At 37.0% G+C, this 26,125-nt stretch carries 25 protein-coding genes; 8 read left to right on the forward strand and 17 right to left on the reverse strand.

The genetic code is table 11. From position 1 onward, the window contains the following. Positions 1-29: 29 nt before the first annotated feature. From LCP48_RS13745 to moaC, 3 genes are read left to right on the forward strand one after another with little or no spacing between them, the layout of a single operon-like run. Positions 30-524, forward strand: a complete 495-nt coding sequence (locus tag LCP48_RS13745) for a MogA/MoaB family molybdenum cofactor biosynthesis protein (protein ID WP_004230590.1) — start codon at positions 30-32, stop codon at positions 522-524. Continuing rightward, positions 521-1,111: a molybdenum cofactor guanylyltransferase gene (gene mobA, locus LCP48_RS13750; RefSeq protein ID WP_004230591.1), complete on the forward strand. Its 591-nt coding sequence runs from the start codon at positions 521-523 to the stop codon at positions 1,109-1,111. Before LCP48_RS13745 ends, mobA begins: the two co-directional genes overlap by 4 nt. Then, complete coding sequence (gene moaC / locus LCP48_RS13755) at positions 1,104-1,586, forward strand: cyclic pyranopterin monophosphate synthase MoaC (RefSeq protein WP_004230592.1); 483 nt, start codon at positions 1,104-1,106, stop codon at positions 1,584-1,586. Before mobA ends, moaC begins: the two co-directional genes overlap by 8 nt. Before the next feature lie 49 nt (positions 1,587-1,635). On the opposite strand, the gene moaA is transcribed toward moaC, so the two are convergent. From moaA to LCP48_RS13770, 3 genes are read right to left on the reverse strand one after another with little or no spacing between them, the layout of a single operon-like run. Beyond that, a complete protein-coding gene (gene moaA, locus LCP48_RS13760) occupies positions 1,636-2,652 on the reverse strand; it encodes a GTP 3',8-cyclase MoaA (RefSeq protein WP_004230593.1) in 1,017 nt (338 codons plus the stop codon). After that, on the reverse strand, positions 2,653-3,468 hold the full coding sequence (gene fdhD / locus LCP48_RS13765) for a formate dehydrogenase accessory sulfurtransferase FdhD (RefSeq protein WP_202341078.1): 816 nt from the start codon (positions 3,466-3,468) through the stop codon (positions 2,653-2,655). It lies immediately after the preceding gene. 12 nt (positions 3,469-3,480) lie between these two features. Beyond that, a complete protein-coding gene (locus LCP48_RS13770) occupies positions 3,481-3,828 on the reverse strand; it encodes a Na-translocating system protein MpsC family protein (protein ID WP_004230595.1) in 348 nt (115 codons plus the stop codon). A 575-nt stretch (positions 3,829-4,403) separates the two neighbouring features. Here LCP48_RS13770 and fdhF point away from each other — a divergent pair. The 3 genes from fdhF to LCP48_RS13785 are packed head-to-tail and all read left to right on the forward strand — an operon-like array spanning position 4,404 to position 8,883. Then, positions 4,404-7,340, forward strand: coding sequence for a formate dehydrogenase subunit alpha (gene fdhF, locus LCP48_RS13775; protein ID WP_225340285.1), 2,937 nt, complete (start codon positions 4,404-4,406; stop codon positions 7,338-7,340). A gap of 4 nt (positions 7,341-7,344) precedes the next feature. Further along, entirely contained in the window at positions 7,345-7,824 is a 480-nt protein-coding gene (locus tag LCP48_RS13780; RefSeq protein WP_004230597.1) for a helical membrane plugin domain-containing protein, read from the forward strand. Positions 7,825-7,836: 12 nt separating this feature from the next. Continuing rightward, positions 7,837-8,883, forward strand: coding sequence for an Mrp/NBP35 family ATP-binding protein (locus LCP48_RS13785; RefSeq protein WP_202341081.1), 1,047 nt, complete (start codon positions 7,837-7,839; stop codon positions 8,881-8,883). 469 nt (positions 8,884-9,352) lie between these two features. On the opposite strand, the gene LCP48_RS13790 is transcribed toward LCP48_RS13785, so the two are convergent. The 9 genes from LCP48_RS13790 to LCP48_RS13830 all read right to left on the reverse strand — a co-directional run bounded on the left by LCP48_RS13790 (position 9,353) and on the right by LCP48_RS13830 (position 19,750). Continuing rightward, the gene (locus tag LCP48_RS13790; RefSeq protein ID WP_004230599.1) at positions 9,353-11,005 is read right to left on the reverse strand and encodes a M20/M25/M40 family metallo-hydrolase; all 1,653 of its coding nucleotides are present in this window, start codon (positions 11,003-11,005) and stop codon (positions 9,353-9,355) included. Between the two features lie 30 nt (positions 11,006-11,035). Next, a complete protein-coding gene (locus tag LCP48_RS13795; RefSeq protein ID WP_004230601.1) occupies positions 11,036-11,758 on the reverse strand; it encodes an amino acid ABC transporter ATP-binding protein in 723 nt (240 codons plus the stop codon). Next, positions 11,733-12,428, reverse strand: coding sequence for an amino acid ABC transporter permease (locus LCP48_RS13800; RefSeq protein WP_004230603.1), 696 nt, complete (start codon positions 12,426-12,428; stop codon positions 11,733-11,735). Before LCP48_RS13800 ends, LCP48_RS13795 begins: the two co-directional genes overlap by 26 nt. 207 nt (positions 12,429-12,635) lie before the next feature. Beyond that, on the reverse strand, positions 12,636-13,463 hold the full coding sequence (locus tag LCP48_RS13805) for an ABC transporter substrate-binding protein (RefSeq protein ID WP_004230606.1): 828 nt from the start codon (positions 13,461-13,463) through the stop codon (positions 12,636-12,638). A gap of 21 nt (positions 13,464-13,484) precedes the next feature. Further along, positions 13,485-14,231 (reverse strand): SDR family NAD(P)-dependent oxidoreductase, encoded by a 747-nt coding sequence (locus tag LCP48_RS13810; RefSeq protein WP_004230607.1) that lies wholly within the window; start codon positions 14,229-14,231, stop codon positions 13,485-13,487. Between the two features lie 11 nt (positions 14,232-14,242). Next, positions 14,243-15,829 (reverse strand): aminomethyl-transferring glycine dehydrogenase subunit GcvPB, encoded by a 1,587-nt coding sequence (gene gcvPB, locus LCP48_RS13815; RefSeq protein ID WP_225340286.1) that lies wholly within the window; start codon positions 15,827-15,829, stop codon positions 14,243-14,245. A 22-nt stretch (positions 15,830-15,851) separates the two neighbouring features. After that, entirely contained in the window at positions 15,852-17,240 is a 1,389-nt protein-coding gene (gene gcvPA / locus LCP48_RS13820) for an aminomethyl-transferring glycine dehydrogenase subunit GcvPA (RefSeq protein WP_004230611.1), read from the reverse strand. A gap of 27 nt (positions 17,241-17,267) precedes the next feature. After that, on the reverse strand, positions 17,268-18,038 hold the full coding sequence (locus LCP48_RS13825) for an SDR family NAD(P)-dependent oxidoreductase (protein ID WP_225340287.1): 771 nt from the start codon (positions 18,036-18,038) through the stop codon (positions 17,268-17,270). Between the two features lie 320 nt (positions 18,039-18,358). After that, the gene (locus tag LCP48_RS13830; protein WP_225340288.1) at positions 18,359-19,750 is read right to left on the reverse strand and encodes a sigma-54 interaction domain-containing protein; all 1,392 of its coding nucleotides are present in this window, start codon (positions 19,748-19,750) and stop codon (positions 18,359-18,361) included. 552 nt (positions 19,751-20,302) lie between these two features. On the opposite strand from LCP48_RS13830, the gene rpoN reads away from it, so the two are divergent. Further along, complete coding sequence (gene rpoN / locus LCP48_RS13835) at positions 20,303-21,622, forward strand: RNA polymerase factor sigma-54 (protein WP_225341042.1); 1,320 nt, start codon at positions 20,303-20,305, stop codon at positions 21,620-21,622. A 113-nt stretch (positions 21,623-21,735) separates the two neighbouring features. On the opposite strand, the gene LCP48_RS13840 is transcribed toward rpoN, so the two are convergent. From LCP48_RS13840 to LCP48_RS13855, 4 genes are all read right to left on the reverse strand, one after another. Continuing rightward, the gene (locus LCP48_RS13840; RefSeq protein WP_004230616.1) at positions 21,736-22,026 is read right to left on the reverse strand and encodes a hypothetical protein; all 291 of its coding nucleotides are present in this window, start codon (positions 22,024-22,026) and stop codon (positions 21,736-21,738) included. A 93-nt stretch (positions 22,027-22,119) separates the two neighbouring features. Beyond that, positions 22,120-23,229, reverse strand: a complete 1,110-nt coding sequence (locus LCP48_RS13845) for a PA2928 family protein (protein ID WP_004230618.1) — start codon at positions 23,227-23,229, stop codon at positions 22,120-22,122. A 23-nt stretch (positions 23,230-23,252) separates the two neighbouring features. Further along, positions 23,253-24,083, reverse strand: coding sequence for a CbrC family protein (locus LCP48_RS13850; protein WP_004230620.1), 831 nt, complete (start codon positions 24,081-24,083; stop codon positions 23,253-23,255). 25 nt (positions 24,084-24,108) lie between these two features. Then, a complete protein-coding gene (locus LCP48_RS13855; RefSeq protein WP_004230621.1) occupies positions 24,109-24,417 on the reverse strand; it encodes an antibiotic biosynthesis monooxygenase family protein in 309 nt (102 codons plus the stop codon). Positions 24,418-24,505: 88 nt separating this feature from the next. Here LCP48_RS13855 and LCP48_RS13860 point away from each other — a divergent pair, with 88 nt between their 5' ends. Further along, positions 24,506-25,192, forward strand: coding sequence for an ArsR/SmtB family transcription factor (locus tag LCP48_RS13860; protein ID WP_004230626.1), 687 nt, complete (start codon positions 24,506-24,508; stop codon positions 25,190-25,192). 26 nt (positions 25,193-25,218) lie between these two features. On the opposite strand, the gene LCP48_RS13865 is transcribed toward LCP48_RS13860, so the two are convergent. After that, complete coding sequence (locus LCP48_RS13865; protein WP_039884904.1) at positions 25,219-26,085, reverse strand: DMT family transporter; 867 nt, start codon at positions 26,083-26,085, stop codon at positions 25,219-25,221. Positions 26,086-26,125: the final 40 nt, after the last annotated feature.

Genomic DNA, 26,125 nt, shown 5'->3' on the forward strand with positions numbered 1-26,125 from the left:
GCAAAAACGCATTTGAAGGAGGTCTTACTGTGCATCCCACACATCAGCAGCAACCAATTCAAGCTGCCATTTTAACGGTCAGTGATACACGCACAAAGGCAGATGATCATGCTGGTCAGCGTATTCAGTCCTTACTACAGGAAGCTGCATTTGAAGTTGTAGACTACCAACTAACAAAAGATGAACCGCTCGATATCACTCGTTATGTTAAAAAATGGTGCAGCGATCCAACAATTAATACCATTATCGTTACGGGTGGAACAGGATTTACACCAAGAGACCAAACCTATGACACCATTCTGCCTCTGTTTGAAAAAGAAATGATGGGGTTTGGTGAATTATTTCGAATGCTCAGCTATGAAGAAATTGGCCCAAAGGCGATGTTTAGTCGTGCCACCGCTGGAAGTCTCCAGCAAACAGCCATTTATGTTTTACCAGGCTCCACAAATGCGGTGACTTTGGCTATGACGAAGCTTATAGTACCTACAGTCCAACATTTTGTCGGTGAGTTAAAGCGCTTATGAAAATTGCAGGTATAGTGTTAGCTGGGGGTCAATCCTCTCGCTATGGACAGCCAAAAATGTTTGAGATGTTTGCTGGACAGCCATTATATAAACATAGTCTCATAGCCCTGCAAAAAAATCAGCTAGATCCTCTTATTATCGCTACGAATGCGCACTTACAACATCAGTTTGGACAGGAAAATGTCCAATGGGTCATTGAAAAGCAGCCACATCAAGGCCCTCTTTTTGCTTTGCATCATATCATGACAGCCTATCCTGATGTGGAATGGTTTTTTGTCGTAGCAAGCGATATGCCTTATATGAATGCAGAATTTATCCAAAAAATGTTAGGGCTGATTCATGACACTTATGATGCCATTGTTCCGACCCAAGCACTACGCGATCAGCCATTAGCTGCATTATATCGACGTACTGCTTTACCAAAGGCGACACAATTAACGGCACAAAATAAACGGAGTATGAAAGTGCTTTTAGAGCAACTTCGTGTTTGTTATGTCCCTTTTGATGACGATAGCTCAACATTTATCAATATCAACGCACAACAAGACTGGTCACAAACAAGTAAAAAGGAGTTTAATAATGAATAATTTTACACACTGGAACGAAGAAGGTCGTCCTAAAATGGTCGACATCTCCACAAAAGAAATCACCACACGTACAGCCATTGCACGCAGTACGATTCTTTTATCCGATGCGGTCTATGAAGCCATCCAACAAGGTGGCATTAAAAAAGGTGATCCGACGCAAGTTGCGCAAATTGCAGGGATTATGGGAGCTAAAAAAACAGCTGATATCATTCCCATGTGCCATCCCATTATGCTACAGGGCACTGATTTCCAGTTTGATTATGAAAAAGGAGAGAATGGCTATGAGCTCCATATTCAAGCCACTGTTAAATGTAATGGAAAAACGGGTGTTGAAATGGAAGCTCTCACTGCTGTGTCTGTCGCTGCACTAACTTTCTATGATATGTGCAAAGCCGTTGATAAGACGATGGTCATCAAAGAAACTTACCTTGTTGAAAAAACAGGTGGGAAAAGTGGCACTTTTGTGCATAAATAAACAGAAAAAATTCGGCCTTATTGTGCCGATTTTTTCTGTTTTTTACACGTTACCCCCCAATATGAGACATTTCAATTTTTGACGTTTTCCTTTTTGCCATCGTTTGTTCATTGCGTTCATCTGAATAACGATCATTTCTTGTTTCCCAAATGCTCGTAATGCACTTGATGATGGCAGCATCATCTTGCCCTGAACGTAACAATTCCCTTAAATCCGTGCCTTCTGTTGCAAATAAACAAGTGTATAATGACCCTTCTGCAGAGATACGAGCACGTGAGCAATTGGAGCAGAATGAATCTGTTACAGATGAAATAACACCAATCTCACCTTGAGCGTCTTGATACTGATAACGCGTTGCCACTTCTCCTTTATAATTGGGGGCTACTGGTTGTAATGGCGTAAACTGATGGATTTGCTCAATGATCTCTTTTTTGGACACCACATCATCCAAGCGCCAGCCGTTCGAATTCCCTACATCCATATATTCAATAAAGCGTAGAATATGTTGTTTTTCTTTAAAAAACTGTGCCATGGTAACAATATCTTGTTCGTTTTTCCCTTTTTGAACAACCATATTAATTTTTACTTGTAAGCCCGCTTCTGCAGCCTTTTCAATTCCCTCTAACACTGGCAATACCTTGCCTCTATAACCATTCATCTCGAAAAAACGCTCATCATCAAGTGAATCTAAACTAACAGACACTCGGGCTAAGCCTGCCTGTGCCAATGGCTGTGCGTATTTTTTTAATAACGAGCCATTGGTTGTTAAAGCAATATCTTCTACACCCTTTATGCGGTGAATACGGGCAATTAATTCGGGTAAATCACGACGTAGCAAGGGTTCCCCACCTGTAATCCGTATTTTTTTCACGCCCAATGAAACAAAGATTTTTACTAATCGTTCAATTTCATCAAAACTTAATATTTTATCAGACGGTAAAAATGCGTAATCTGGACCAAATACTTCTGCTGGCATACAATAGCGACAGCGAAAATTACAACGATCTGTCACGGATATTCTTAGATCTCTTAACGGTCTGTGTAATTGGTCTTGTAGATTCGTCATTTAATCTCCTTCTTTCAATTCATTAGCTGGTAATAGGATGCGCTGTGGATGTGTATAAATATTCAATGTCTGTTGCCGAATAAAGCCAACCGTCGTAATACCAAGCTGCTCTGCTAATTGCAATGCTAATTCGGTTGGTGCTGATTTTGATAACACAATGGAACAGCCTATTTTGGAAACCTTTAGTAAAATCTCTGATGATATTCGTCCGCTAAAGACGATAATTTTATCTTCCATACGGATGTTGTTGCGTAGGCAATAGCCGTAAATTTTATCCAAAGCATTATGACGTCCAATATCCATGCGACTTAGGACGATGCCATTTACATCACAGAGTGCAGCATTATGCACGCCACCCGTTTTCTTAAAAATATCGGCACTATCCTGCATCGCATGCATTAGACGGAAGCAATCCTCGGTCGTTATTTGCACATGGACTTGATCCATTTTTTTCGCTACTAATGCATCGTTCGTAAACACAAATCCTTGTCGACTCATCCCACAGCAAGACGTAATATAGCGCTTGTTTTGCGTCTGTTGGTAATAAGGATTAATATGCTTTGTTTTAATATGCACAAAACCCTCTTTCTCTTGGTGCCAAATTTCCTCAATATCCTCAAAACTACGAATCACTCGTTCAGAAGCTAAGTAGCCAATAACCATATCTTCCACATACTCCGGTGTACAGACCATCGTGACAAATTCTTGCTGATTAATTTTTACGGTCACAGCGTATTCTGAAACAATTAAATCAACCATTTCTGTCACTCGTTGTCCTTCAACACGCACAATTTTTCTTGTCATTGCTCGATCCATAAGGCACCCCCTTTATTCACTGATATGCTTTTCAAAAACAAAGACGGAAATCGCAAAATCCTCTTCAATTTTAATATCTGAAAATAAGTGAAGTAATTTGCTGCCCATCAATTCCTCCATACCCTCTGGTGGCGATTGTCTATATAAATCTTGAATCATACTCGTCCTTGCAGCATGCACCATTTTCAGCCCTTCTGGTGTACTGGCAATAAACTTTTCTGTCGGAGTGATATTTCCGTATAAGGTAGATACAGCCATATTCTCGACAAAAACGGTATGAATACGCTCCGGACCTTTACCAAATACTTCCTTCCTTAACTTTCGAATCATGTCATTAAATTCGTGGATTTTTTTAGACATAGCAACGATTCTCCCATCATAATTAAACTTTTTTAGGCAAATGGTTATGTAGGCCACCCTTACAGTTTGTTAATGATATAGCAACTTTTAAAAAAATAAAAGAGAAAATACTTTTTGATAATTATTCTCATTTAATAAATTTTGTGATAAATATTGTTCATTTTGAAGGAAAGGGCTATAATATGCATATCACAAATGGAATTAATTTATTTTGATCCCTATGTTACGATGTTGCATAGGGTTTTTAATAGTTGAATTCTATTGTAATCAAAAAATAAAAGTAGATTGAGTTTTTAGCAAGACCTGCTAAGAATTTTATCCACCATGAATTAGTAGCATGTCTAGGACATGTGATTTCATGGTGGATTTTTTTTATTTTTTCAAAACCGAGACATGGATAACATGTTATGATCTAGCAATTTACCTATTTTGAGGTAGCTTCAAAAACCATTGGGAATTACAATGATAACAAGACAATCTTTTCAACAATCACCAACTCGATTTGTTATTCCCTTTTGTCTTAAGCTGTACCATGTTATCCGATTCGACTCAAAGTGCAAAAGGAGGAAGTTACCTTGACTCAAATTAATATTAATGGCGTACCGTATGAAGTAAAAGAAGGAGCTACAATCCTTGATACCATTAATCAACATGACATTCCGCATCCACAGATTTGTCATGTGCCTGCTGTTAACCCAATTGAAACATGTGATACATGTATCGTGGAAGTGAATGGCCAATTAGTTCGTTCCTGCTCTACAAAGGCAGTAGACGGCATGAATGTATTCCTAACTTCTGACAAAGCAAAAGCGGCACAAACAGAAGCGATGGACCGTCTACTCGAAAATCATTTACTGTATTGCACAGTTTGTGATAACAACAATGGCAATTGTGCATTACACAACACAGCTGAAATGATGGAAATCGAGCATCAAAAATATCCCTACCAACCAAAAGTTGATCCTCATGAAGTGGATATGTCACATCCGTTTTATCGATATGATCCTAACCAATGTATCGCTTGTGGTCAGTGCGTAGAGGTTTGTCAAAATCTACAGGTAAATGAAACATTATCCCTTGATTGGGAAGCAGAAAGACCACGTGTCATTTGGGATACGGGCGTTGCTATCAATGATTCTTCCTGTGTAAGTTGTGGTCAATGCGTAACCGTATGTCCATGTAATGCCTTAATGGAAAAATCCATGCTTGGAGAGGCTGGATTTATGACTGGCCTCAAACAGGATATGTTAGATCCGATGATCAGTTTGATTAAGGAAGTTGAACCAGGCTATAGCGGTATTTTTGCCGTTTCTGAAGTGGAAGCAGCCATGCGTAGTAAACGCACCAAAAAAACAAAAACAGTATGTACTTTCTGTGGTGTAGGCTGCTCGTTCGAAGTTTGGACAAAGGGTCGTAAAATTTTAAAAGTACAGCCTTCCGATGGTCCAGTAAATGCGATTTCTACATGTGTCAAAGGGAAATTCGGCTGGGATTTTATCAACTCTGAGGAACGTATTACAAAACCACTCATTCGTAAAAATAATGAGTTTGTGGAATCGTCGTGGGATGAAGCCCTGGATTTAATTGCAACAAAACTAGGTGGCATTCAACAACAATATGGCTCGGGTTCTGTTGGCTTTATCTCCTCTTCTAAAATTACAAATGAAGAGAATTACTTAATTCAAAAAATGGCCCGTCAATTATTTGGAACAAACGATGTCGATAATTGTTCTCGTTATTGTCAATCTCCTGCAACAGATGGTTTATTACGTACAGTTGGCATGGGAGGAGATGCTGGTACGATCAAAGATATTGCTAAGGCTGGACTTGTCATTATTGTTGGGGCTAATCCAGCTGAGGGACATCCTGTTTTAGCAACACGTGTGAAACGTGCACATAAATTACATGGTCAGAAATTAATTGTTGCTGATATTCGTAAGCATGAAATGGCAGAGCGTTCCGACATCTTTATGCGTCCAAAGCAAGGTACTGACCAAGTTTGGTTAATGGCTGTTACCAAATATATCATTGATCAAGGTTGGCATAATGAAGCGTTTATTCAAGAAAACGTCCTTCATTATGATGATTTTAAACAAGTACTTGCAACCTATACACTTGATTATGCACAAGAAATGACTGGTATTAGTAAGGAAACATTGATCGAAGTGGCTGAAATGATTCGTGATGCAGATGGGACATGTGTTCTTTGGGGCATGGGTGTAACACAAAATACTGGTGGCTCCTATACATCCGCAGCGATTTCAAATTTACTTTTAGCAACTGGGAACTATCGTCGTCCAGGTGCTGGTGCCTACCCACTTCGCGGTCATAACAATGTGCAAGGTGCCTGCGATATGGGGACACTTCCAAATCTATTGCCAGGCTATCAAAGAGTCACAGATGACGAGGCACGTGCAAAATTTGAAAAAGCCTATGGTGTCCCTATTCAACCACAGCCTGGTCGAAATAATATGCAAATGTTAGATGCGATTATGGAAGGGAAAATGAAAGCAATGTATTTAGTAGGTGAAGATATGGCACTCGTTGACTGTAATGCCAACCATGTAGATGAGGTGCTTTCACAGCTTGACTTTTTCGTTGTCCAAGATTGTTTCCTCTCACGCACAGCACAATATGCAGATGTGATTTTACCTGCTGCGCCTTCGCTTGAAAAGGAAGGTACATTCACGAATACAGAACGTCGCGTTCAACGTCTCTATCAAGTTTTACCAACACTTGGTGAGTCGAAAGCAGATTGGGAAATCTTACAAGAGGTTGCTCGTCGTTTAGGAGCAGATTGGCATTATAATCATCCAAGTGACATTTTTGATGAAATGGCGAGCCTATCTCCCCTCTTCTCACAAGCCAACTATGAGGTTCTAGAGGGCTGGGGAAGCTTCTGTTGGGGTAGCCATGATGGTAAGGATACGCCCTTATTATATGAAGATGGCTTTAACTTCCCTGACAAAAAAGCTCGTTTTGCTTTAAATGATTGGGTGCAACCTGTTGAGTTTGAAGCACAATACGATTGTCATATTAATAATGGCCGTATGCTTGAACACTTCCATGAAGGAAATCTAACTAATAAATCGAAAGGTATTCAATCAAAAGTACCTGAAATTTTCGTTGAAGTATCACCAGAATTGGCGAAAGAACGAGGCATTGCAGATGGAGCCCTACTTCGTTTAGTGTCTCCATATGGTGCCTTGAAGCTAAATGCTCTTGTTACAGATCGCGTACAAGGAAACGAATTATTCTTACCAATGAACTCTGTTAGCAAAGATTCAGCCATCAACTTCCTAACTGGTCCTGCAGCAGATGTGAATACATCAACACCAGCTTATAAACAAACAAAAGTACGAGTAGAAGTGCTAAAAGCAAAAGGTAAATCACCACTTCCTCGCACAAACCCACGCTATAAAAAGCGTCATCCTCAAAATGGTGTTGAGGTACAACGAAAATGGAATCGTCCTGGCTACGTTCACTTAACAACCATAAACGAAAGAGAGTGAGAGCATGGCTGTACCCATTACAGGCATTAAAAAACAACAATTAACGGAAGAACAACTAAAGGAACAAAAATTAGACAATCTAAAAGAACTGCTTTCTGAAAATGAAGAAGCCGTCAATCAAGTGTTTAGTATTATGGCTGAATTAAATGATATCGGTGCACTAGAAGCAGCAATGAAGCTACTCGAAGCCAAAGAAGAAGTGGCCCATATTGCACTTGGACAATTAACACGTAAGCCTGTAACCAATATCATTAATAATCTAATGGGTGTTGCGGGAGCATTGACGGAGCTCAATCCTGAAACAACGACTAAGCTGATCGAAGGCTTAAATACAGGCGTAGATGAAGCCAGCAAAGCACTTGAATCAAATGAAAAGGTCAGTGCCTTTAAGCTCATGAAAATGTTAAATGATCCAGATGTCAATCGTGCGCTCAGTTTTGGGGTTCATTTCTTAAAGGGACTCGGCAAAGGCTTAAAAGAATAAGGTGGTTCCTAAATGTTAACAAAAGAAAATGTTGTAAACACATTGAAACAGGTGAATGATCCTGAGCTACAACAGAGTATTGTAGATTTGAATATGGTACGCAATATCCAATTACATGACAACCATATTGCGCTGGATATTATTTTGACCATTCCAGGATGTCCGTTAAAGGCAAAAATACAGCAAGATGTGGAGGAGGCCTTACAAGCACTTGGTGCCTCCCATGTTACCATTAACTTTGGTGCAATGACAGATCAGGAGCGACGCACATTAACAGCCTCTCTACAAGCAAAAAATGTAACTGAACAAGGAATGCCAAACATGCTACTGCCTAATTCTGGTGTTCAATTCATTGCCATTACAAGTGGTAAAGGCGGTGTTGGAAAGTCTACGGTGACCATTAATTTAGCGGTTGCACTTGCTCGTCTTGGCAAACGTGTAGGTATTTTAGATGCTGATATTTATGGTTTCAGTATCCCTGCCATGATGAAGATTGATCAAAAGCCTACCATGCTTGATCAAACGGCGATTCCCGTAGAACGTCACGGCGTAAAAATAATGTCGATGGGCTTTTTTACAAATGACAACCAGCCTGTTATGTGGCGTGGTCCTATGCTCAATAAGTGGATTCGCAATTTCCTTGTCAACACGCTATGGGGAGATTTAGATTACCTCCTTATCGATTTACCACCTGGTACAGGAGATGTTGCGATTGATATGGCTGCGATGATTCCACAAGCTCACGAAATCATCGTGACAACACCGCATCTTGCCGCTTCTCATGTTGCTTCTCGTGCAGGCTTGATGGCGCAACATACGAAACACACGATTCTTGGTGTTGTTGAAAACATGGCCTATTTTGAAGGTCCTGACGGTCAAAAAAACTATCTATTTGGACAAGGTGGAGCCAAACAATTAGCAGATTTATTGCAGGCAGATGTAATCGCTCAAATTCCTTTTGCTCAACCTGAGGAAAATACAGGTTCCTCGGTCTATGATGAAGAGTCGATAATCGGTGAAGTGTTTAGTCATTTAGCAGAAGATCTACTCTATAATTAACCCTTGATTTGTTTTTTTACCAAGCACTAATCTAAAAGCTGATACAAATGAAAACACCTTTCGTTGAAATAAGGGGATAAGCATCCCGAACAATCAACGTGAAGGTGTTTTTTATGTGAACAAGAGTAAGTTATTATATAGAAGAAAGAAAAAAATAAGATAAGCAATAGTCCCTGCCAAATATTGCGTCTACATTTTTTTATCTTAGGTACACTTCTTCAGTCACATCATCTGTCAGAAAAAGTTACCTTGTATATAGATTGAGACTCTATCTATTTGTAATATCAACAAGAAGTAAAAAAGGAATGACCATGAGCATGTCCCCTAAAGGCACAGTCAATCATCCCCCAATCGAGATCTTTCTGACCGAACTCTAAGAACAGGTCATTGAAGGTTATATTAATTTTTCATAGGAGTTATCTCCTATGCATGTTCATGATGCTACTTTAAACGAATGCCATGATACACTTTAATTTTCAAGTAATTTATCTATTACTAGCTTTGTTAAATTAGGCATTATTTCCATAGTATATTTCAATTCTGTTCTTTCATATCTATTATGTGCATCATAGCCATATGGTCCAATATTGATTGCAGGGATATTTAATTCTCTAATGGCATCATAATTTACATAATGTTTAGTTCTCCAGCTAGGGTTATTGTTAACAACTGAATTCACACTATCTTCATCGACATTTATAGCCACGCAACTCATATCACAAATATGAGGGAAATAATTTTTCTGTACAATAGGCTTATCATAATGTGGTTGAACTTTTTCAACTGCATAATCTAAGGCGGTTAGTAAATTTTTTTCTTTTTCATTTTTACCAGTTACTTCTACACATGGTGAGTACAATGAAGAATAAAAAATAATGATTGCAGGACTCTTATCCTTGGTCCACTTCCAAACTTCTTCTACCACTTTTGCAGAAAACATGCGTACATCTAACTCTTTATTTTTTAATAATTCGTGTTTAAAATTTTTTATATGCTCTTTATAATTGTCCCCATATTCAACAATAATTGATTGTTCTAATTCTTCATAGAACAATACCCTCGTCTTCCATGGCAATTTTGTATATTCCTGCCCACTAATTTCGCAATATCTCTTATAATGATGATTTAAATTAGCTATTACATTATTAAATGCAATTTCAGCATGGACTTTTAACTTTTCTAACACATCTTTAGGTGACCATGATTGCACAAAGAAATTATAATATACATATGAAGCAAGAGCTGTCTGAACTGTATAAGTCTCTTTAAAATCAGTTTGCTTCAAACTTACAGGTGGCATTGGTGTTTCTCCTAACGATTTATCACATAGCTCTGGGTTATATGCAATTTGTCTAGTTAACTCCGCAGCAATATAGTTAGGGTCGATTCCTTCAAAACTAGAGCCTACATGGCTTTCCACCCCAGTTATATAAAAAGAAGGAAGTAGCTTACCAACGCTTCCTTTATATATATATCTACTTTCATCCCCCTCATACTTAGGAGCAACAAAATCGGAGTTAATTAATGCCGCGTAATCAAACCCATGCTCTACTTTTAACATTTTTAAATCATTTAAACCAGACAATACGCCATGAGAACTATCCTCTTCATCGCATTCAGCAAAAAATACGATATTTCCATTCAGTTCCTCTGGGTGATCTGAATAATATTTTAATAGAAAATAATGGCTTGCAACACCGCTCTTCATATCAAGTGTTCCTCTTCCAAATAACCAATCATTTGATTCTAAATGCTCTCGAACCAACGGCGGAACTTCTTCACCCTTTAACGCTTCATGCAGTTCATTAGGAAAACAAGCTTTCTCTTTCAAACTATTATAATCATCGATACCCACCGTATCTGTATGTCCCATTAGCACAACCGTTTTATTACTATCTCCTTTAGTCCCTTTTACAAATGCAAACACATTGTACCTTTCAACCTCATCATTAATTGTTCGTGAAGTAAACACATATTTAGGATTTTTCAGGAAATAAGGTAAATTAGAAATTGTTTTAGCCAATGACTTTGATATGTTAATTTCCCCTTCAGTATTAACAATGCTTTCAATATTTACAAGTTCGTTCGTAACCTTTAATACTTCTTCATACGTTTTTAACATCTCTCATCATCCCCTAATTAAAGATAATAATTATAAAACTTGTTGCAAAAACTTAATCGTTCTTTCTTGTTTTGGCGCTTTAAAAATTTCTACTGGAGAGCCCTCTTCAATAATTTTGCCATCTGCTAACATAATCACCCTATCCGCAACTTCCTTAGCAAAGCCCATTTCATGGGTTACGACGACCATCGTCATTCCATCTTTAGCAAGGTTTTTCATCGTTTCTAAGACTTCTCCTACCAACTCAGGATCCAAAGCTGATGTTGGTTCATCAAATAACATAACACTTGGATTCATTGCCAGTGCTCTAGCAATAGCAACTCGTTGTTTTTGACCACCAGATAGTTGTTCAGGATAGTAATTAGCTTTATCAGCAAGACCTACTCGTGTTAACAAATTCATAGCAAATTTAATCGCTTCCTCTTTACTTTGCCTTTTCACCTGAATTGGTGCTTCTATTACATTTTGTAAAACACTTAAATGGGGAAATAAATTGAAATGTTGAAATACCATCCCCATATTTTCTCTTACATGATTTAAATTAGTTCTTTTTACATCAATAATCTCATCATTAATGCTTATCGTACCTGAATCTAATATCTCCAAAAAATTCATACATCGTAATAAAGTGCTCTTCCCTGATCCACTAGCCCCTATTAGAACAACCACTTCTGATTTATTAATTTCAAGATTGATACCTTTTAAAACCTCCAAGTCACCAAATGATTTAGAAAGCGATTTCAACTTTATCACGTTTTTTCCTCCTTCCAACATCCAGTCGACTTTCAAGTTTATTAAATAATAGCGTGAATAATAAGACTAAAATTAAATAGTAAATTCCCACAACAAAGTATGTTTCAAGAGGCATATAGTTGTATGCTTGAGTTGACAGTGCATGGTTAAACAATTCTGATACTGCGATATAAGCTACTAAAGACGAATCTTTTAACCCTATGATAAATTGATTAGCTAATGCTGGAATCGCTCTTTTAAAACTCTGTGGTAAAATAATTCTTCTCATTGTTTTAAAATATGTCATTCCTAATGATCGACCAGCCTCCATTTGGCCTTTATCAATAGATTGAATGGATCCACGAAAAATTTCTGCAATATATGCTCCTGAATGAATTCCGAGCGCAATGGATCCTGCTGCAAAGTCTGATAAAGTAAAAATACTAGAAATACCGTAATACAAGAACATAAGTTGTACGATTAATGGCATACCACGAACAACAAAAATGTAAGCGTTAGCAATACTTTCCAAGATTTTTATATTGGATACTTTGAAGAAGGCAAACACTAACCCAATTACACAAGCAATAAATAAAGAAACAATTGTTAATTCAATCGTTAAAACTGTCGCTTTTAAAAACTCAATGCCATGCTTTTGAAATATTGATGTTACATTTGTGAGAAAATCCATATTAATCACCTAACCTCTTTTAAGTATGTGGACGTAAAAGACAAACACTCCTATAGATAGCTAAAATTTATTAATAAAATTAGATTTTGGTGGGAAGTAAAATAGAAAGAATTTTCAATCTATTTAGTCCGCAATTTTAATATTTTAGAACAATTAATAGCTATGCCTAGTACGGCTTTAGCATACTAGGCACACTATTTTGAACAGTTATTCTAACAAGTCTTTCCCAAACCATTTCATACTTATTTCTTTATACGTTCCATCCTTAACCATCTCTTCAATCGCCTTATTAATCGCTTCTAATAAAACTTCATTATCTTTATTAATCGCCACTGCAATTTCTTCTCTTTTAATGACCTCTCCTAGGGCTTGAATCTTCAATCCTGATTCTTGCATGGCTGAAATACCTACAATTCTATCAGTAATTACTGCATCTAGCCGACCTGGTGGAAGATCCTGTAATGCATAGATTTCACTAGGGAATTCTTTGATTTTATCTGTATATTTCTTAGCATCTTCAACATACGTACTAGCTTGCATAACGCCAATCGTTTTTCCCTTTAAATCTTCTACCGTTTTAATGTCATTATTTTCACTCGAGATAAATACTGTAGCACCTGAAACATAATAAGGGATTGAAAAGTCGACCTGTTTAGACCTTTCCTCGGTAGCTGTCATACTGCCAATAATGGCATCATATTTATTTCCTCGTAACCCTTGAATAATTGTTTCCCATGGATTTGTTACAGGATTTGCTTCAAGCCCAATCCTTTTTGAAATTTCTTTCCCTATCTCAACATCAAAGCCTACTAATTCTTGATTTTCCTTATAATTTAATGGTTTGAGTAAACCACTCATTGCAAATGTTAACTTGCCATCCTTAACCAATTTCATTTCTGTTGTTACACTTTTATCCTGATCCTCATTTTTTGCATCCGCAGTAGCTGGAACTTGTGTATTTGTTTTATTTTCCGAACATGCCGCCATCAGCGAAATAACCAACACCAATAATAAATAGAATATATTTTTCTTCATTAAATAACCCCTTCCATTTAATTAAGCTAGCTCTCCACCATCAATAGCAATTGTTTGTCCGGTAATATAAGATGACTCATCCGAAGCAAGGAAAGCATATAATGCTCCGACTTCCTTAGGATCTGCATGTCGTTTCAGAGGGATACCTTCATTTACAACTTCCAACATATCTGGTGTATACTCAGCCATTTGCATAGGGGTTAGTACGTATCCAGGGCATATCGTATTAACTCGGATATTTGGAGCAAGCTCCAATGCCATTGTTCGTGCTAAAAGATTAACCCCTGCTTTTGAAGCATTGTAGTCAGCATAGAATGGATGTCCTGTCACTCCATTTGTAGACGCTGTCATAAGTATGACACCCTTGCCCTGCTCCATCATCATTTTTGCGGCTGCTTGTGAAGTATAAAATACACCGTTAAGATTAATGTTTAATACTTTACTCCATTGTTCAGGACTAATATCAAGAAACTTATTGCGAATGCTAATACCTGCATTCGCAATAAAAACATCTACACCACCTAAATCCCTCTTTATATTCTCAAAAACAGCGTTTACATTTTCAGGATTACTAACATCTACTACATAGCCTTTAGCCATTCCGGGATTTTCTTTTATCGACTGTTCAATACCCTCTTTATTAATATCTAAAATAGCCACTATCGATTCTTCTTCTATAAAACGTTGTGCGGTGGCTAATCCTATACCACTAGCACCTCCTGTAATAACTACTCTCTTATTTTTTAAACTTCTATGATTGGTGCTCATTCATACACCCCCTAATGGTTATTAATTAATACATCCTTTTTATTTTTCACCTTTTGTAGATATACCCTCCATGAAATACACCATTTAGAAGGCTCATCTAAATAGTCTGCTTCTATTAACTGATGAATTGTACTATTTTGCGGTGCTGCTTTAACAGTTTCTGGCGTTTCGTACGCTTCTTTAGAAATCTGCTCAAGCGCTTGAATATATTCATCTAAATCTGCCTTAGAATAAGATTCTGTTGGTTCAAGTGTAAATGGTTGCGGAACAATATAAGGATGATGACTAGTCCAGTAATGTAAACCAAAGTCAGTCATTCGGCGCTGTACATCCTCTGTTGTAACACCTGTTTCTTTCTCCAACTGCTCCCAACTATAACGAACTTGCTCTAATCGTTGCCCTTGTATATATGGCACACTTACACCACGAATTTTTGCTACTTTACTATACAGATAATTGTTATTTAATACGGCTGTCTCTGCCACAGCTTTAAGTCCATCTGTGCCTAATGCCCTAATCCAAGCATAAGAACGCAAAATCGTTTGAGCTACCCCATGGAAAGATCGTACTTTTCCAATCGAATGCTCTAATTGATCATTTAACACATATTGGTCTCCCTCTTTTTCAACAATTGGGCCTGGTAAATAAGGCTTTAATTCTTCTGTGACCCCAAGAGCCCCTGTTGCTGGTCCTCCACACATGTGAGGTGCTGCAAATGTTTTGTGTAGATTGAAAAAACACATGTCAAAACCTGCTTCTCTTGCACGTGTGATTCCTAACAGTCCATTGGCATTTGCCTGATCGTAATAACAAATTCCACCAACATCATGTACTATTTTCGTAAATTCTTTAATTTTAGAATTATAAATCCCTGTATCTTCAGGGTTAGCGACAACAAAACCAGCTGTTCTTTCGGATACAACTTCTTTCAATTTATTCATATCCGGAAAACCATTTTTATCTGGATGAATAGTTATTATTTTATAACCTTTGACTACTGCGGTTGCTGCTTGAGAAGGGTGTGAGAAGATGGTTGTAATAATTTCATTACGTTGATCTGCCTCACCTTTTACTTCAAAATATTTGCGCACAATCGATGCCATCGCAAACAATGCTTGTGTACCACCACTTGGTTGGAAAGAGAAACAATCCATCCCCGAAATCTCACGCATCGCTAAGTCCAAATTGTGAATGATTTCTAGCATTCCTTGGACAGTACTACCCCCTTGTAAAGGATGGAGTTCCATTATTTTAGGATTACGAATAAGCAATTCATTAATTTTTGGAATATACTTCATCGTACAAGTGCCTTGTCCAATTTCAACATTAAAATCAGAGCCTAATGTTTCTTGCGATAGTCTTACATAATGTCGTAACACACGTGCTTGACCTATTTCTGGTAAATTCGGTTTATTTGTTCTTTTCATTTTCTGAGGTAAGGATGAAATGCCATCCCCGACTGCTGCTACAATCTCATTTGAAGGTTGCGGAACTTCTACTCCGACTTCTCCTGATTGATGTAACTCAAAAATGATAGGTTCATTCCATTTAGCTTGATGAAAATCTTTATTTACATTCTCTCTTAGAATCTTATCCACGTTAAAACTCCTTTCTTCCTATTTAATATCCAACAATTGTAGCTAAAGCATTGACTAACTTATCAATATCCTCTTTAGTGTGAACTTCAGTTACACAATAAAGTGCTGCTTGACCGTATTCCGGAAATTCCAACGATAAGTCTTTACCACCGAAGATTTTTTGCTCAAGTAACCGTGAATTGATTTCTTCTACTGTTAATCCTGTATCGTTAAAATCTATAATGAACTCTTTGAAAAATGGAGAGGTAATTCTTGAACCCCGAATATTGTTTATAGAATTCAATTGCATTACTGCATACTGACTGTTTTGCATAATGGCTTGACCTAACTCGTACATGCCATTTGGTCCCATTAATGATAAATACACACCTGCTGTAATTCCCCAAAGAGCTGTTTGTGTGCCTACAGACTCCTTACCGTTTTCTCTATCTGCAAAGGACGTACGATCATAGGCAATGTCACCAAAACCATATTCACCTTTCTTCACAGTCGGAATAATACCGAACAATCGTGATGGATATTCATTAACAAATTTTGGATCATTGTATGTTGCAATAAATCCAGCTTGCCCTCCACTATAATTCATGTGCATACCTAATGGTTGAAGATCTCCACAGACGATATCCGCTCCATATTGACTTGGTGGTGCCAATACCCCTAGAGAACTTGGATCAACTCCTACTATCATAAGTACGCCATATTTTTTAGCAAGTTGTGAAATTTCCTGACCTTGCGACTCGATAAAACCTAAATAGGATGGATTTTCAAAGTAAATAGCTGCAACTTCGTTTGACAACTTTGCTTCTAAATCGGCTAAGTCCATTAATCCTGTATTAAGATTGAATTTTATTCCTTCAAATGATAACTGTGGTGTACCATAGTTTGTAATAACTTTTCTGCGTTCGGGAGAAAGTGTATTAGCAAGTAATATTTTCGTACGCTTTGTAATCCGACTCGCCATACGAATCGATGTAGATGCAGCTTGGGCCCAATCGAATGTAGGAACATTCACTACTTCCATATCCACAAGCTCCGCCATTAAGCTTTGATATTCAAATAATGCTTGAAAGCGTCCATGATCCTCATAAGGCTCTCCTGCATAAGCTGTTAAAAACTCTGCACGTTGATTCACTTCATCACATACGGCTGGTATGAAGTGTTGCCAGCAACCAGCTCCTAGAAAATTAATATATTCATAGGTACTTATATTTTTATTTAAAAGACCCTCAATATGGCGTCGTAACTCTAATTCATTCAAAGCTTTTGGAATATTCATGGTACCTTTAAAATGTAAATCCTCTGGAATACACGAATAAAGTTCCTCAACGGATTGAACACCAATTTCATCTAACATTTCTTGCTTTACCTCAGATACCATATTGGGGATATATGGATGGACCTTTTTACTCATTTAATTTGCCTCCCTCTATAATTATTTTTAGGCTAAGCCGCCACCATCAACTGTTAATGTCGTTCCCGTAACCCAAGCAGATAAATTACTTGCCAAGAATAGTACCCCCTTAGCAATATCTTCAGGTGTTCCTAATCTTGCTAACGGTCTATCAACAGCTGAACTACGTAAGAAACTTGATTCATCTATATTTAATTGTTTTGCTTCTCCACGAAGTAATGGCGTATCTGTATCTCCAGGACAAATGCAATTTACGCGAATATTTTCTGGACCATGATCAATAGCCATAGCCTTTGTTAAATTTACAACCCCTGCTTTTGCAGCACAGTAAGATGCTGCTTTGTCTCCACCTTTGATTCCCCACCCAGAACCAGTATTAATGATACTGCCACCATTTCCTCTCATGAGTGGGATTAAGTATTTCGAAAGTAGATAGACCCCTTTTAGAGAAACATTAATAACCGCATCCCAATCTGCTTCCTCTAAATCCACTACGGTTTTTCTACGGATAATGCCTGCATTATTAAAAAGTACATCGATTTTTCCGTATCTCTCCTGTATAGAATCAGCCACACTTTTGCAATCTTGTGTATTCGTTACATCACATTTTAAAAACTCAACATCTAAACCAGCTTCTTGAAAGCTTTTTTCTGTATCCTTACCTTTTTGTTGATCAATATCTAAAATCACAGTTTTAGTTCCCAACTCACTTAATAATTTAGCTGTTGCATGGCCAATCCCTGAGGCACCTCCTGTAATCACAGCCACCTTACCTTCCAATTCAAAATAATCTACCAAATAAATCTTCCTCCTTCCCTTTGCTTACTATATATCTAGCAAAATACGTGCCAAGTGTAGAAACAAAAAACCATTTACCATTTTAATCTACAAAATATCAGAAATTTCTGATGTTAATGGGTTTTCAAAATATGTATCGTAAAAGATTCAGCAATATACTAAATTTCCTTTTGCCATATTTGTCAATTCCGTTGTCATTTTTGTCATTAAAATTAGCCATAAAAAAACACAAATACCTAGGAAGTTCATTTTAAATTCCCCATTAAAGAGGTGAGAAATTTAAAAATCTCTAAAAGCAAGGTATTTGTGTCAAACTTAAACTATAAATTTACACTTTTTAGTTTTCTATAAAGCGTTCTTGTACTTATGCCTAATTCTTCAGCAACACGTTCTTTTCCAGCAGTGTCATTTCCATATATAGAGAGCATTTGGTAAATGACCTCCAATTCTGTATCTTTCAATAGATTAGAATTGCTATAAAGATTTTGTGCTTGATTATTCTCGATGATATATTTCGGTAAGCTTTCCCTTGTTAATTGTAAGGAATTTTCCATTACCATACTGTACTCTAATACATTTTCTAACTCTCTTATGTTCCCTGGCCAAGAGTATGATTTCAATTCCTCCAAAAATTCCTGCGAAAAATCTTTAATAAATTTCCCTGTTTTATGCTGAATCTTTTCAAGTAATTTTACAATCAAATATTCTATTTCATCTGTTCTTTCTTTTAAAGGAGGTAATGTTAAAGGGATCACATTTAGTCGATAATATAAATCCGAACGAAACTCACCTTTTCTCACCATATCTTCTAAAGGTTTATTTGTCGCAGCAATAATCCTTACATTTACTTTTCTAGGCTCAATTGCTCCGACTCTATAAATAAGCCCATCTTGCAAAACTGTTAATAGCTTCGCTTGTAAATGTAATGGTAATTCTGTAATTTCATCGAGGAATAAAGTACCTTTATCTGCTACTTCAAAATAGCCCATTTTCCCTTTTCTTCTAGCCCCTGTAAACGCCCCTTCATCATAGCCAAACAACTCGCTTTCAAACAAGTTTTCTGGAATGCTTGCACAATTCAACTCTATAAATTTCCCTTTGTGTGTAATGCTATTTGAATGAATATATTTCGCTAATAAACTTTTCCCTGTTCCCGTCTCTCCTGTTATGACAATTGAAGATGGGCTATTCGCAATACTACTTAACTTACTCTTTATAAGTTGTAAGTGAGGTGCGTTGCCTAATACATATTTCGTATCAAATCCTTTTTTATTTTCAAGCAATAAATAGGATCCTTCGTTGTTCAAGGCATTCATAATCATATCTCCCAACCGAGCTAACCAATACTGATATTCCTTCGGCTCAGATGAAAATTTTTTCTCCCCCTCATCTGTAAAACTGACAAATGTCAAATATCCGAAGTGACGATCTCCTTTTACTAAATTCATTAGCATTTCGACTTTAGATGGACAGTTATTTTGGAACCTACAACCAGAACACACTTTCATTTGACCAGGTTTTTGTAAATATTGAACAGATTTAGAATAATACTTCTGAAAGAACGGAAGGTGTACCTGTATCCCTTTTTGCTTTCTATATTCTTCCGTTGCTATAAAAACTTCACCATTCGAAGTGAAATAGGCCATTTCCAATTGTAATAGTTCACCAAATGCATCCAGCATAGATTGCACTAATTTTTCGGCATTCAACATGATATTCCCCCCACAAAAATCGAAAAAGTAATATAGCCAAATTGTTTATAGTGAAAATAGCTCGTAATAGTCCGTAAAATAGTTAATAGATTAGGTTTCATGAAAATTACACCTTTTACGGAAGTTTAATTATCTTATCTTTTTTAATTCGCCAAAAGTTACATCTTACCTTTATAATTTTCTTCAAGTTCGGATTATAGAGAATGACTTTCCAAATAGTCGAAACTTGTAAGTGGAATCCTCAACAGAAAAGCCACCCAAAATTGAATTGCCCCATAAAAGTTAAACAGAATATCCAACGTTAAATGGGCATTCCATGACTGGGTAGCTAACATTTATAACTATGTCTATATTCTATATCATCCTCTAAACTAGAAGTCTATGTCATTCAACAACAGCTCATTGATCTTTATCTGCTTTCCTACTCATTGTAAGAACTATTTACCTTAAACATTATGTTTTTTTTACTAAATATCTGATCCATTATAGACAAAATTTGTAGATTAGATAATAATAACATTACATAGAGAAAATGAGGTGATTCCCTTGAAAATGAATTTAAACGTCTCACAACAAATTACTCAAACGTTGACAACTGAACTCATTCATCAATTGGAACTACTACAATACTCCAGCTCCGAATTAGAACAACATATTTATGAGAAATCAAATGAAAATCCACTATTAACTGTCATTGAGAAAAGCATGAATCACACAAAGGATATTGTAGACCTTGCCACAATGTCCATAAAAGGTATTCAACCTAAGCAAAAGCAACAGTATGATTTCATTCAAACTCGATTAACACAGCAACATTCATATATTACCCAACTACTCGATCAAATACCTTTACATCTAAATCTTACACCACATGACAGAGAAATTTTAAAATATTTCATACATAACCTCGATGAACATCTATTTTTAAATGTAGATTTATCCAAAGTTGCTAAATCATTTAACATCTCTTTAGACCATATAAATACACTGTTAGATCTATTACAAACATTCGAACCTCTTGGCGTTGGCGTTAGAAATATGAAAGAGTATTTATTAATTCAAATTTACAATGATATAGAAGCCCCACCATTTGCAGCTCCATTCATTCAACATCATTTAGAACAAGTAGCTAATTTATCAATTAAATTGTTAAGTACAACTTACGACATTTCAATAGAAGAAACTCAACGAACAATTCTATATATAAGAAACCTAAAACCCATCCCAGCTTCATTGGATAATAATGCTACTAGCGCGTATATTATACCTGATATAATCATTAGCAAATTGAATGGGGAATGGATAATAGAACTAAATAATCGGTTTTTACCTAAAATAGAAATTAATCAAGATTACGTAGATCTATTAAAAGAGTCCATTGAAGATTATGCCTATTACCAACAATGCATGAACGATATTATAGCTTTAACGCAAGGAATAGCTCAACGTGATAAAACTTTATACAGCCTGACACGATTACTGCTTGATTTACAGGCTTCATTCTTTGAACATGGAATAAAAGCCTTATCTCCTATGCGTTTAAAAGATGTTGCACAAGCATTAAATATGCATGAATCCACTATAAGTCGTGCGGTTAAAAATAAATTTATCCGTACACCACATGGAATCTTTGCACTCCAGTCTTTATTTACAAAAGGAATTATCAACGATTCAGGAAAGCTTGATTCTGTGTCCTATATAAAAAGTCGCATTAAAGAATTAGTAGAAAATGAGAATAGAAAAACTCCTTTATCAGATCAACAACTAACTGAAAAATTAGAAACTGAGGGTATTCGAATTTCACGACGCACAGTTTCAAAATATCGTAAAGAATTGAACATAGCCAATTCATCTAAACGCATTTATTTATAAAAAACTTTATTATCAATTACTTGTAAGAGGTTAAAGACAAAATAAATACCCTGCATTATGGGATTGACTGTCTCAAAAACGACTGTCAGTTCCCAAATGAAGGGTTTTTTCGATTACTTATAACCAGCCTTTTGTAACACCTGCATGAAATAAAAACGATACGTATTTTTTACAAATGTCTCTAGGGGTAGCCCTACATTCACTTGATATTTTGTAAATATAAAATAAAATCGTTTATCCCACTTTAGGCGTAATAACTCGCCTGCTTCTTCGCCATACTTCAGCGTAAATTCTTCCATTAAAGGTTCGACCATCTCATAACAATAATCTTTTAAATGGGCCAGTGCTTCAATATCCTTGTCCCTTTGAAAGCGTATAATCCACTCTACTAATTGCTCATCCATATTCGCATGCCGTCCTTTTAATCAGAGTTTCTTCCTATTAAATTATACTCCTTTTTTGGCGAATCAAAAAAAGAACGATATTTCCAGTAGATTTCACTCATCAATAGGACGATTCCAGCGCAGATGATAGTGAACAGATCTCTTATTCATTTGTTTGTCCAATACCAGTAATCTATCACCAGCTTGAATTATGTAGCGATTCTCTAAAGTCCGTACAGCGGGCTGTTGCTGCTGGGAATTAATGATGCCAATATTGCGTTCCCACAATATTTGATGTTTGTTCATATCATAGAGCAATAACATGTGTTCAGCACTTTCTCGCTGTGTTTGTCGATATGAAACAAGAGCCGTTTTTTCTATGATATCTACATCCACCACTTTTGGTTGTAAATTTTCATAGGCTTGAATGGCTGGCTCGGTTAGGACAGCTTGACTAAAATCTCGAATGCCCTGATAATCCTCTACAGGCTGTGGATGTGTAGCAAAATAGCCCGGCAACTCTGTCTCGATGAAAAAACGGGCAGATAGGTAATCTTGAGCCTTCGCATCCTCACTTAATGTTTTACCATCAAAGCGATAGAATTTGCCATCGACCCCCTCCAAATATAAATGGTTCTCTAGGACAGCCATTTGATGTGCATTATTGCTCAATATCGCTATTAATGACGGATGGTACGTTCGAAAATCTTTTTCAGAAAGTAGTTCTTTACCTGTTTCCATATCTACCAGAGATAATTGACCAAATTCATCATCACGATGATGGACAAGAACACCACCCATAAATTCCCCAAGCAGTGTTTCTTTATAGGAAACTGATTTTGTCCATTGCTTTTCACCTGTTTGTAAATTCACAGCTACTAGGAGATGGTGGGCGATTACATGCGTAATACCATTCGATATCCCATTATTTTCTGAGCCTTGCACCATTTGAACAGCAATACTTTGTGAATCATCTGTATAGATAGGAGAATCTGATTTGATGGGAAAGCCTCTCCCTGCTAAGCCAAAAACAATCATTAATAGATTACTGACCAATAAAAAAGCAATGAGCAAAATGCTAGAAGTAACGAGGCGTTTACGTTTCATGACGATAAACATTAACAGTAAAAATCCTATGCCCAGCACGATGCAGAAAAAAATATCATGGATGAGCCAACCATTTAAACGCCATGAATAGATATATCGTTGTAGAAATTGTTCCACTTCTCTACCCCCTCAAACAACGATTAACTAAAATCTGAATAAAGGACATAACGGTCACATTCCAAGCATTGAAATAAATAGCCTTGATGATGCCCATTGTTCATTAAGGATGCAGAAAGTTCTTCTTTTGAAAAGCCGGTATAATTATCAAATTGATCCTCAATTCCTAGCTCTACTAAATCACGCCAACCAACATAGCCGATAAACGCACAATAGTCAGAGCAATGTGCCACCCAATTATTGCCCTGCCAGCTTACATAGCCAGGCGTCCGAAAGAGTACTTCCTCAGCAAACTTGGGGTTCGTAACCTGTTCATCATCCATTAAGTCTTGCTGGAAAGAACCATCATATTTTTGAGCTGCTTCCCCACTATGGATGCAGGAAGGACAAAGATAATCTACGTCCTCAATTGCATAAATACCACCAGTATAATAGACATCCACTTCTTGCTCGCAACAATCACATACAACGATTTCATCTGTTACAAAAATTTCAGCCTCTAGAGGGTTTGGTAGGTATTTAAACATTGGAATTTTCGTTTTAAGCTGCTGATGGTCTCTAATTTTTCTTGGCAGCAGAGGATTCACCGAATTTGGTTTATCTATGTAGGTCTGGAGAACGCCATACTTTTTTCGATCCTTTTTATCGTCTTTATTCATAATGACAGTAAATAACTGATATGCCTCAGGATACATCCTAAGTAAACAGTAGACCTCTACTAATATCCTTAATGTTTCTTCTGTTTGTTGAACCTGCTTTAATTGATCTTTAAAAATATGCATTTGATTAATGGTTATCGGATTGGAAGGATTAAATTTTTGTCTTAGTTCGTGCCATTCTTCCACAATCGTCATAAAAAATAGGCCTCCTTCTCACTTGCTATTTGGCAAATGAATAATCTTTTATCAGTTGGCAGATTTCCACTTTATAGTTTGTGTACCATTTGTCTTTACCCAATTGTTGTGCTGTTAAATGCTTAGCATTGTCTTTCCATGCTTGGATAGCCTCTAGCGATTCCCAATAAGACACTGTTATGCCCTTTCCTTCCTCATTTCTAACACTTTCAACACGAATGAAGCCAGGCTGTTGCTGTGCTAAGGCATCGATTAGGTCAGCCATCTTGCCATAGCCATCCCCATCTTGCTCAGTTCTTTGCGATGTAAAAATCACTGCATAATATGTTTCCATTTATTTCTCCTCCTCTATTACTTTTATTGTAAACCATAATGACTTTGACTAAAATCTAAATATAGGACACTGAAAGGATTGTGACAGAATGGGAATTAATCCAAACATGGCTGAAATAGCGGCCCTTCTTGGTGAAACGTCAAGGGCAACCATACTTGCTAGTATGATGGACGGTCGTTTTCATACGGCTAGTGAACTAGCATATATGGCTGCCATCAAACCACAAACTGCTAGCTTTCATCTTGCTAAATTAGTAGAAGGAAAGCTGATAAAAGTTGAAAAACAGGGCCGTCATCGTTATTTTCAATTGGCTGGTGAGGACATTGCTCATTTTTTAGAGTCATTCCTAGCCATCTCTCCACCACCTGAAGTACGTTCATTAAAGCAATCGAGCCAAATCAAGTTATTACAGGATGCTAGAACTTGCTATGATCACCTTGCTGGTAAATTGGGTGTCCAATTAACGGAATCAATGCTTAAGGCAGGCTATCTTACATTGGAGGGTAAACAATTTGTCCTGACAGATGAGGGCACATTATTTTTTACGACATTCGGAATCGATTTAACTGCTTTAAAGAGAAAACGACGATCCTTTTCTCATGCCTGTTTAGATTGGAGTGAACGGCGTTATCATTTAGCTGGTGCACTAGGCAGCGAGCTATTAAATCAATTTTTCAACCTCGATTGGCTTATACGTGTTCCCTCTATTCGCGCCATTCAAGTGACGGAGAAAGGGAAAATAGGCTTTAAAGAGGTCTTTCATTTAGATTTGTAAAATAGGAAAGGGCACGGAGTTATCTCCTAGCCCATTTCTCTACTAAAAGTACTGTTTACTAAATAAATGCCCATGATGATGAGTAAGCCGCCAACCATTAGTGATGGTTTTAACGGTTCATCTAATAACAACCAGCCTGTTAATACGCCAAAAAAAGGAGCTAAAAATAAATAGGCACTTGTTTTCCCTGGATCACTATTTTGCAGAAGATAATACCACCCTGCAAATTGAATGATGGAGGAAAAAATACTAAGCCACAATAGAATAAATAACGATTGTAGGTTCACCATAAAAAATGGCTGTTCTAACAATAAACTTCCTATTAATAAGAGTAAGCCACCAAACAACATCTGATAAGCCGATAAAGTCCACGTATCAAATAACACGCCCCATTTTTTCACTAATAGGGTGGCAATGGCCCAAAAAACAGCAGATAGCAAGCCAAAAAGGATACCTATTTTCAATTCAACTTGTGCCCCCATCGTGATGATCACGCCGATTAAGCCAAACAATACTCCTATCCATTGATAGACATGGTAGCGTACTTTCATAAAAATGGTGGCAAAAATCACAACTAGTAAAGGGTTTGTAAATGTTAATATAGAAGACTCACTTGCCGTAATGGTGCGGAGACTTAAAAAAATACACCCCATCACACCTGCTGTTTGAAAGAGCCCGATCATGCATAACTTGAACCACTCCCTCCTTGTAATAGGATGAGGTCTCTTCAAGATGATAACAACGATCGCCATGATTATACCAGCCAATATAAAGCGAAGGGCAGCTAATAATAAAGGCGAGGCATACGGTAAGCCTAATTTAACAATGGCAAATGATGAACCCATTAAAAAGGTCGTTACTACTAATAAAGCAATAAATTGATAATTTTTCATCCAATAGCTCCTTACCTGATAGAATAATTGTTCTACGTAC

It is taken from the genome of Lysinibacillus capsici, from assembly GCF_020217405.1.
Taxonomy (GTDB): Bacteria; Bacillota; Bacilli; order Bacillales_A; family Planococcaceae; genus Lysinibacillus; species Lysinibacillus capsici.

Excerpts from the sequence above, each read along its gene's own strand:
- LCP48_RS13810 (WP_004230607.1), bottom strand. The coding sequence starts at position 14,231 with ATGAGCACCAATCATAGAAGTTTAAAAAATAAGAGAGTAGTTATTACA.
- moaC (WP_004230592.1), top strand. The coding sequence starts at position 1,104 with ATGAATAATTTTACACACTGGAACGAAGAAGGTCGTCCTAAAATGGTC.
- LCP48_RS13785 (WP_202341081.1), top strand. The coding sequence starts at position 7,837 with ATGTTAACAAAAGAAAATGTTGTAAACACATTGAAACAGGTGAATGAT.
- LCP48_RS13860 (WP_004230626.1), top strand. The coding sequence starts at position 24,506 with ATGGGAATTAATCCAAACATGGCTGAAATAGCGGCCCTTCTTGGTGAA.
- mobA (WP_004230591.1), top strand. The coding sequence starts at position 521 with ATGAAAATTGCAGGTATAGTGTTAGCTGGGGGTCAATCCTCTCGCTAT.
- rpoN (WP_225341042.1), top strand. The coding sequence starts at position 20,303 with ATGAATTTAAACGTCTCACAACAAATTACTCAAACGTTGACAACTGAA.
- LCP48_RS13850 (WP_004230620.1), bottom strand. The coding sequence starts at position 24,083 with ATGACGATTGTGGAAGAATGGCACGAACTAAGACAAAAATTTAATCCT.
- moaA (WP_004230593.1), bottom strand. The coding sequence starts at position 2,652 with ATGACGAATCTACAAGACCAATTACACAGACCGTTAAGAGATCTAAGA.
- LCP48_RS13780 (WP_004230597.1), top strand. The coding sequence starts at position 7,345 with ATGGCTGTACCCATTACAGGCATTAAAAAACAACAATTAACGGAAGAA.
- LCP48_RS13805 (WP_004230606.1), bottom strand. The coding sequence starts at position 13,463 with ATGAAGAAAAATATATTCTATTTATTATTGGTGTTGGTTATTTCGCTG.
- LCP48_RS13790 (WP_004230599.1), bottom strand. The coding sequence starts at position 11,005 with ATGTTAAAAACGTATGAAGAAGTATTAAAGGTTACGAACGAACTTGTA.
- LCP48_RS13830 (WP_225340288.1), bottom strand. The coding sequence starts at position 19,750 with ATGTTGAATGCCGAAAAATTAGTGCAATCTATGCTGGATGCATTTGGT.
- LCP48_RS13840 (WP_004230616.1), bottom strand. The coding sequence starts at position 22,026 with ATGGATGAGCAATTAGTAGAGTGGATTATACGCTTTCAAAGGGACAAG.
- LCP48_RS13770 (WP_004230595.1), bottom strand. The coding sequence starts at position 3,828 with ATGTCTAAAAAAATCCACGAATTTAATGACATGATTCGAAAGTTAAGG.
- LCP48_RS13855 (WP_004230621.1), bottom strand. The coding sequence starts at position 24,417 with ATGGAAACATATTATGCAGTGATTTTTACATCGCAAAGAACTGAGCAA.
- fdhD (WP_202341078.1), bottom strand. The coding sequence starts at position 3,468 with ATGGATCGAGCAATGACAAGAAAAATTGTGCGTGTTGAAGGACAACGA.
- LCP48_RS13865 (WP_039884904.1), bottom strand. The coding sequence starts at position 26,085 with ATGAAAAATTATCAATTTATTGCTTTATTAGTAGTAACGACCTTTTTA.
- LCP48_RS13800 (WP_004230603.1), bottom strand. The coding sequence starts at position 12,428 with ATGGATTTTCTCACAAATGTAACATCAATATTTCAAAAGCATGGCATT.
- gcvPA (WP_004230611.1), bottom strand. The coding sequence starts at position 17,240 with ATGAGTAAAAAGGTCCATCCATATATCCCCAATATGGTATCTGAGGTA.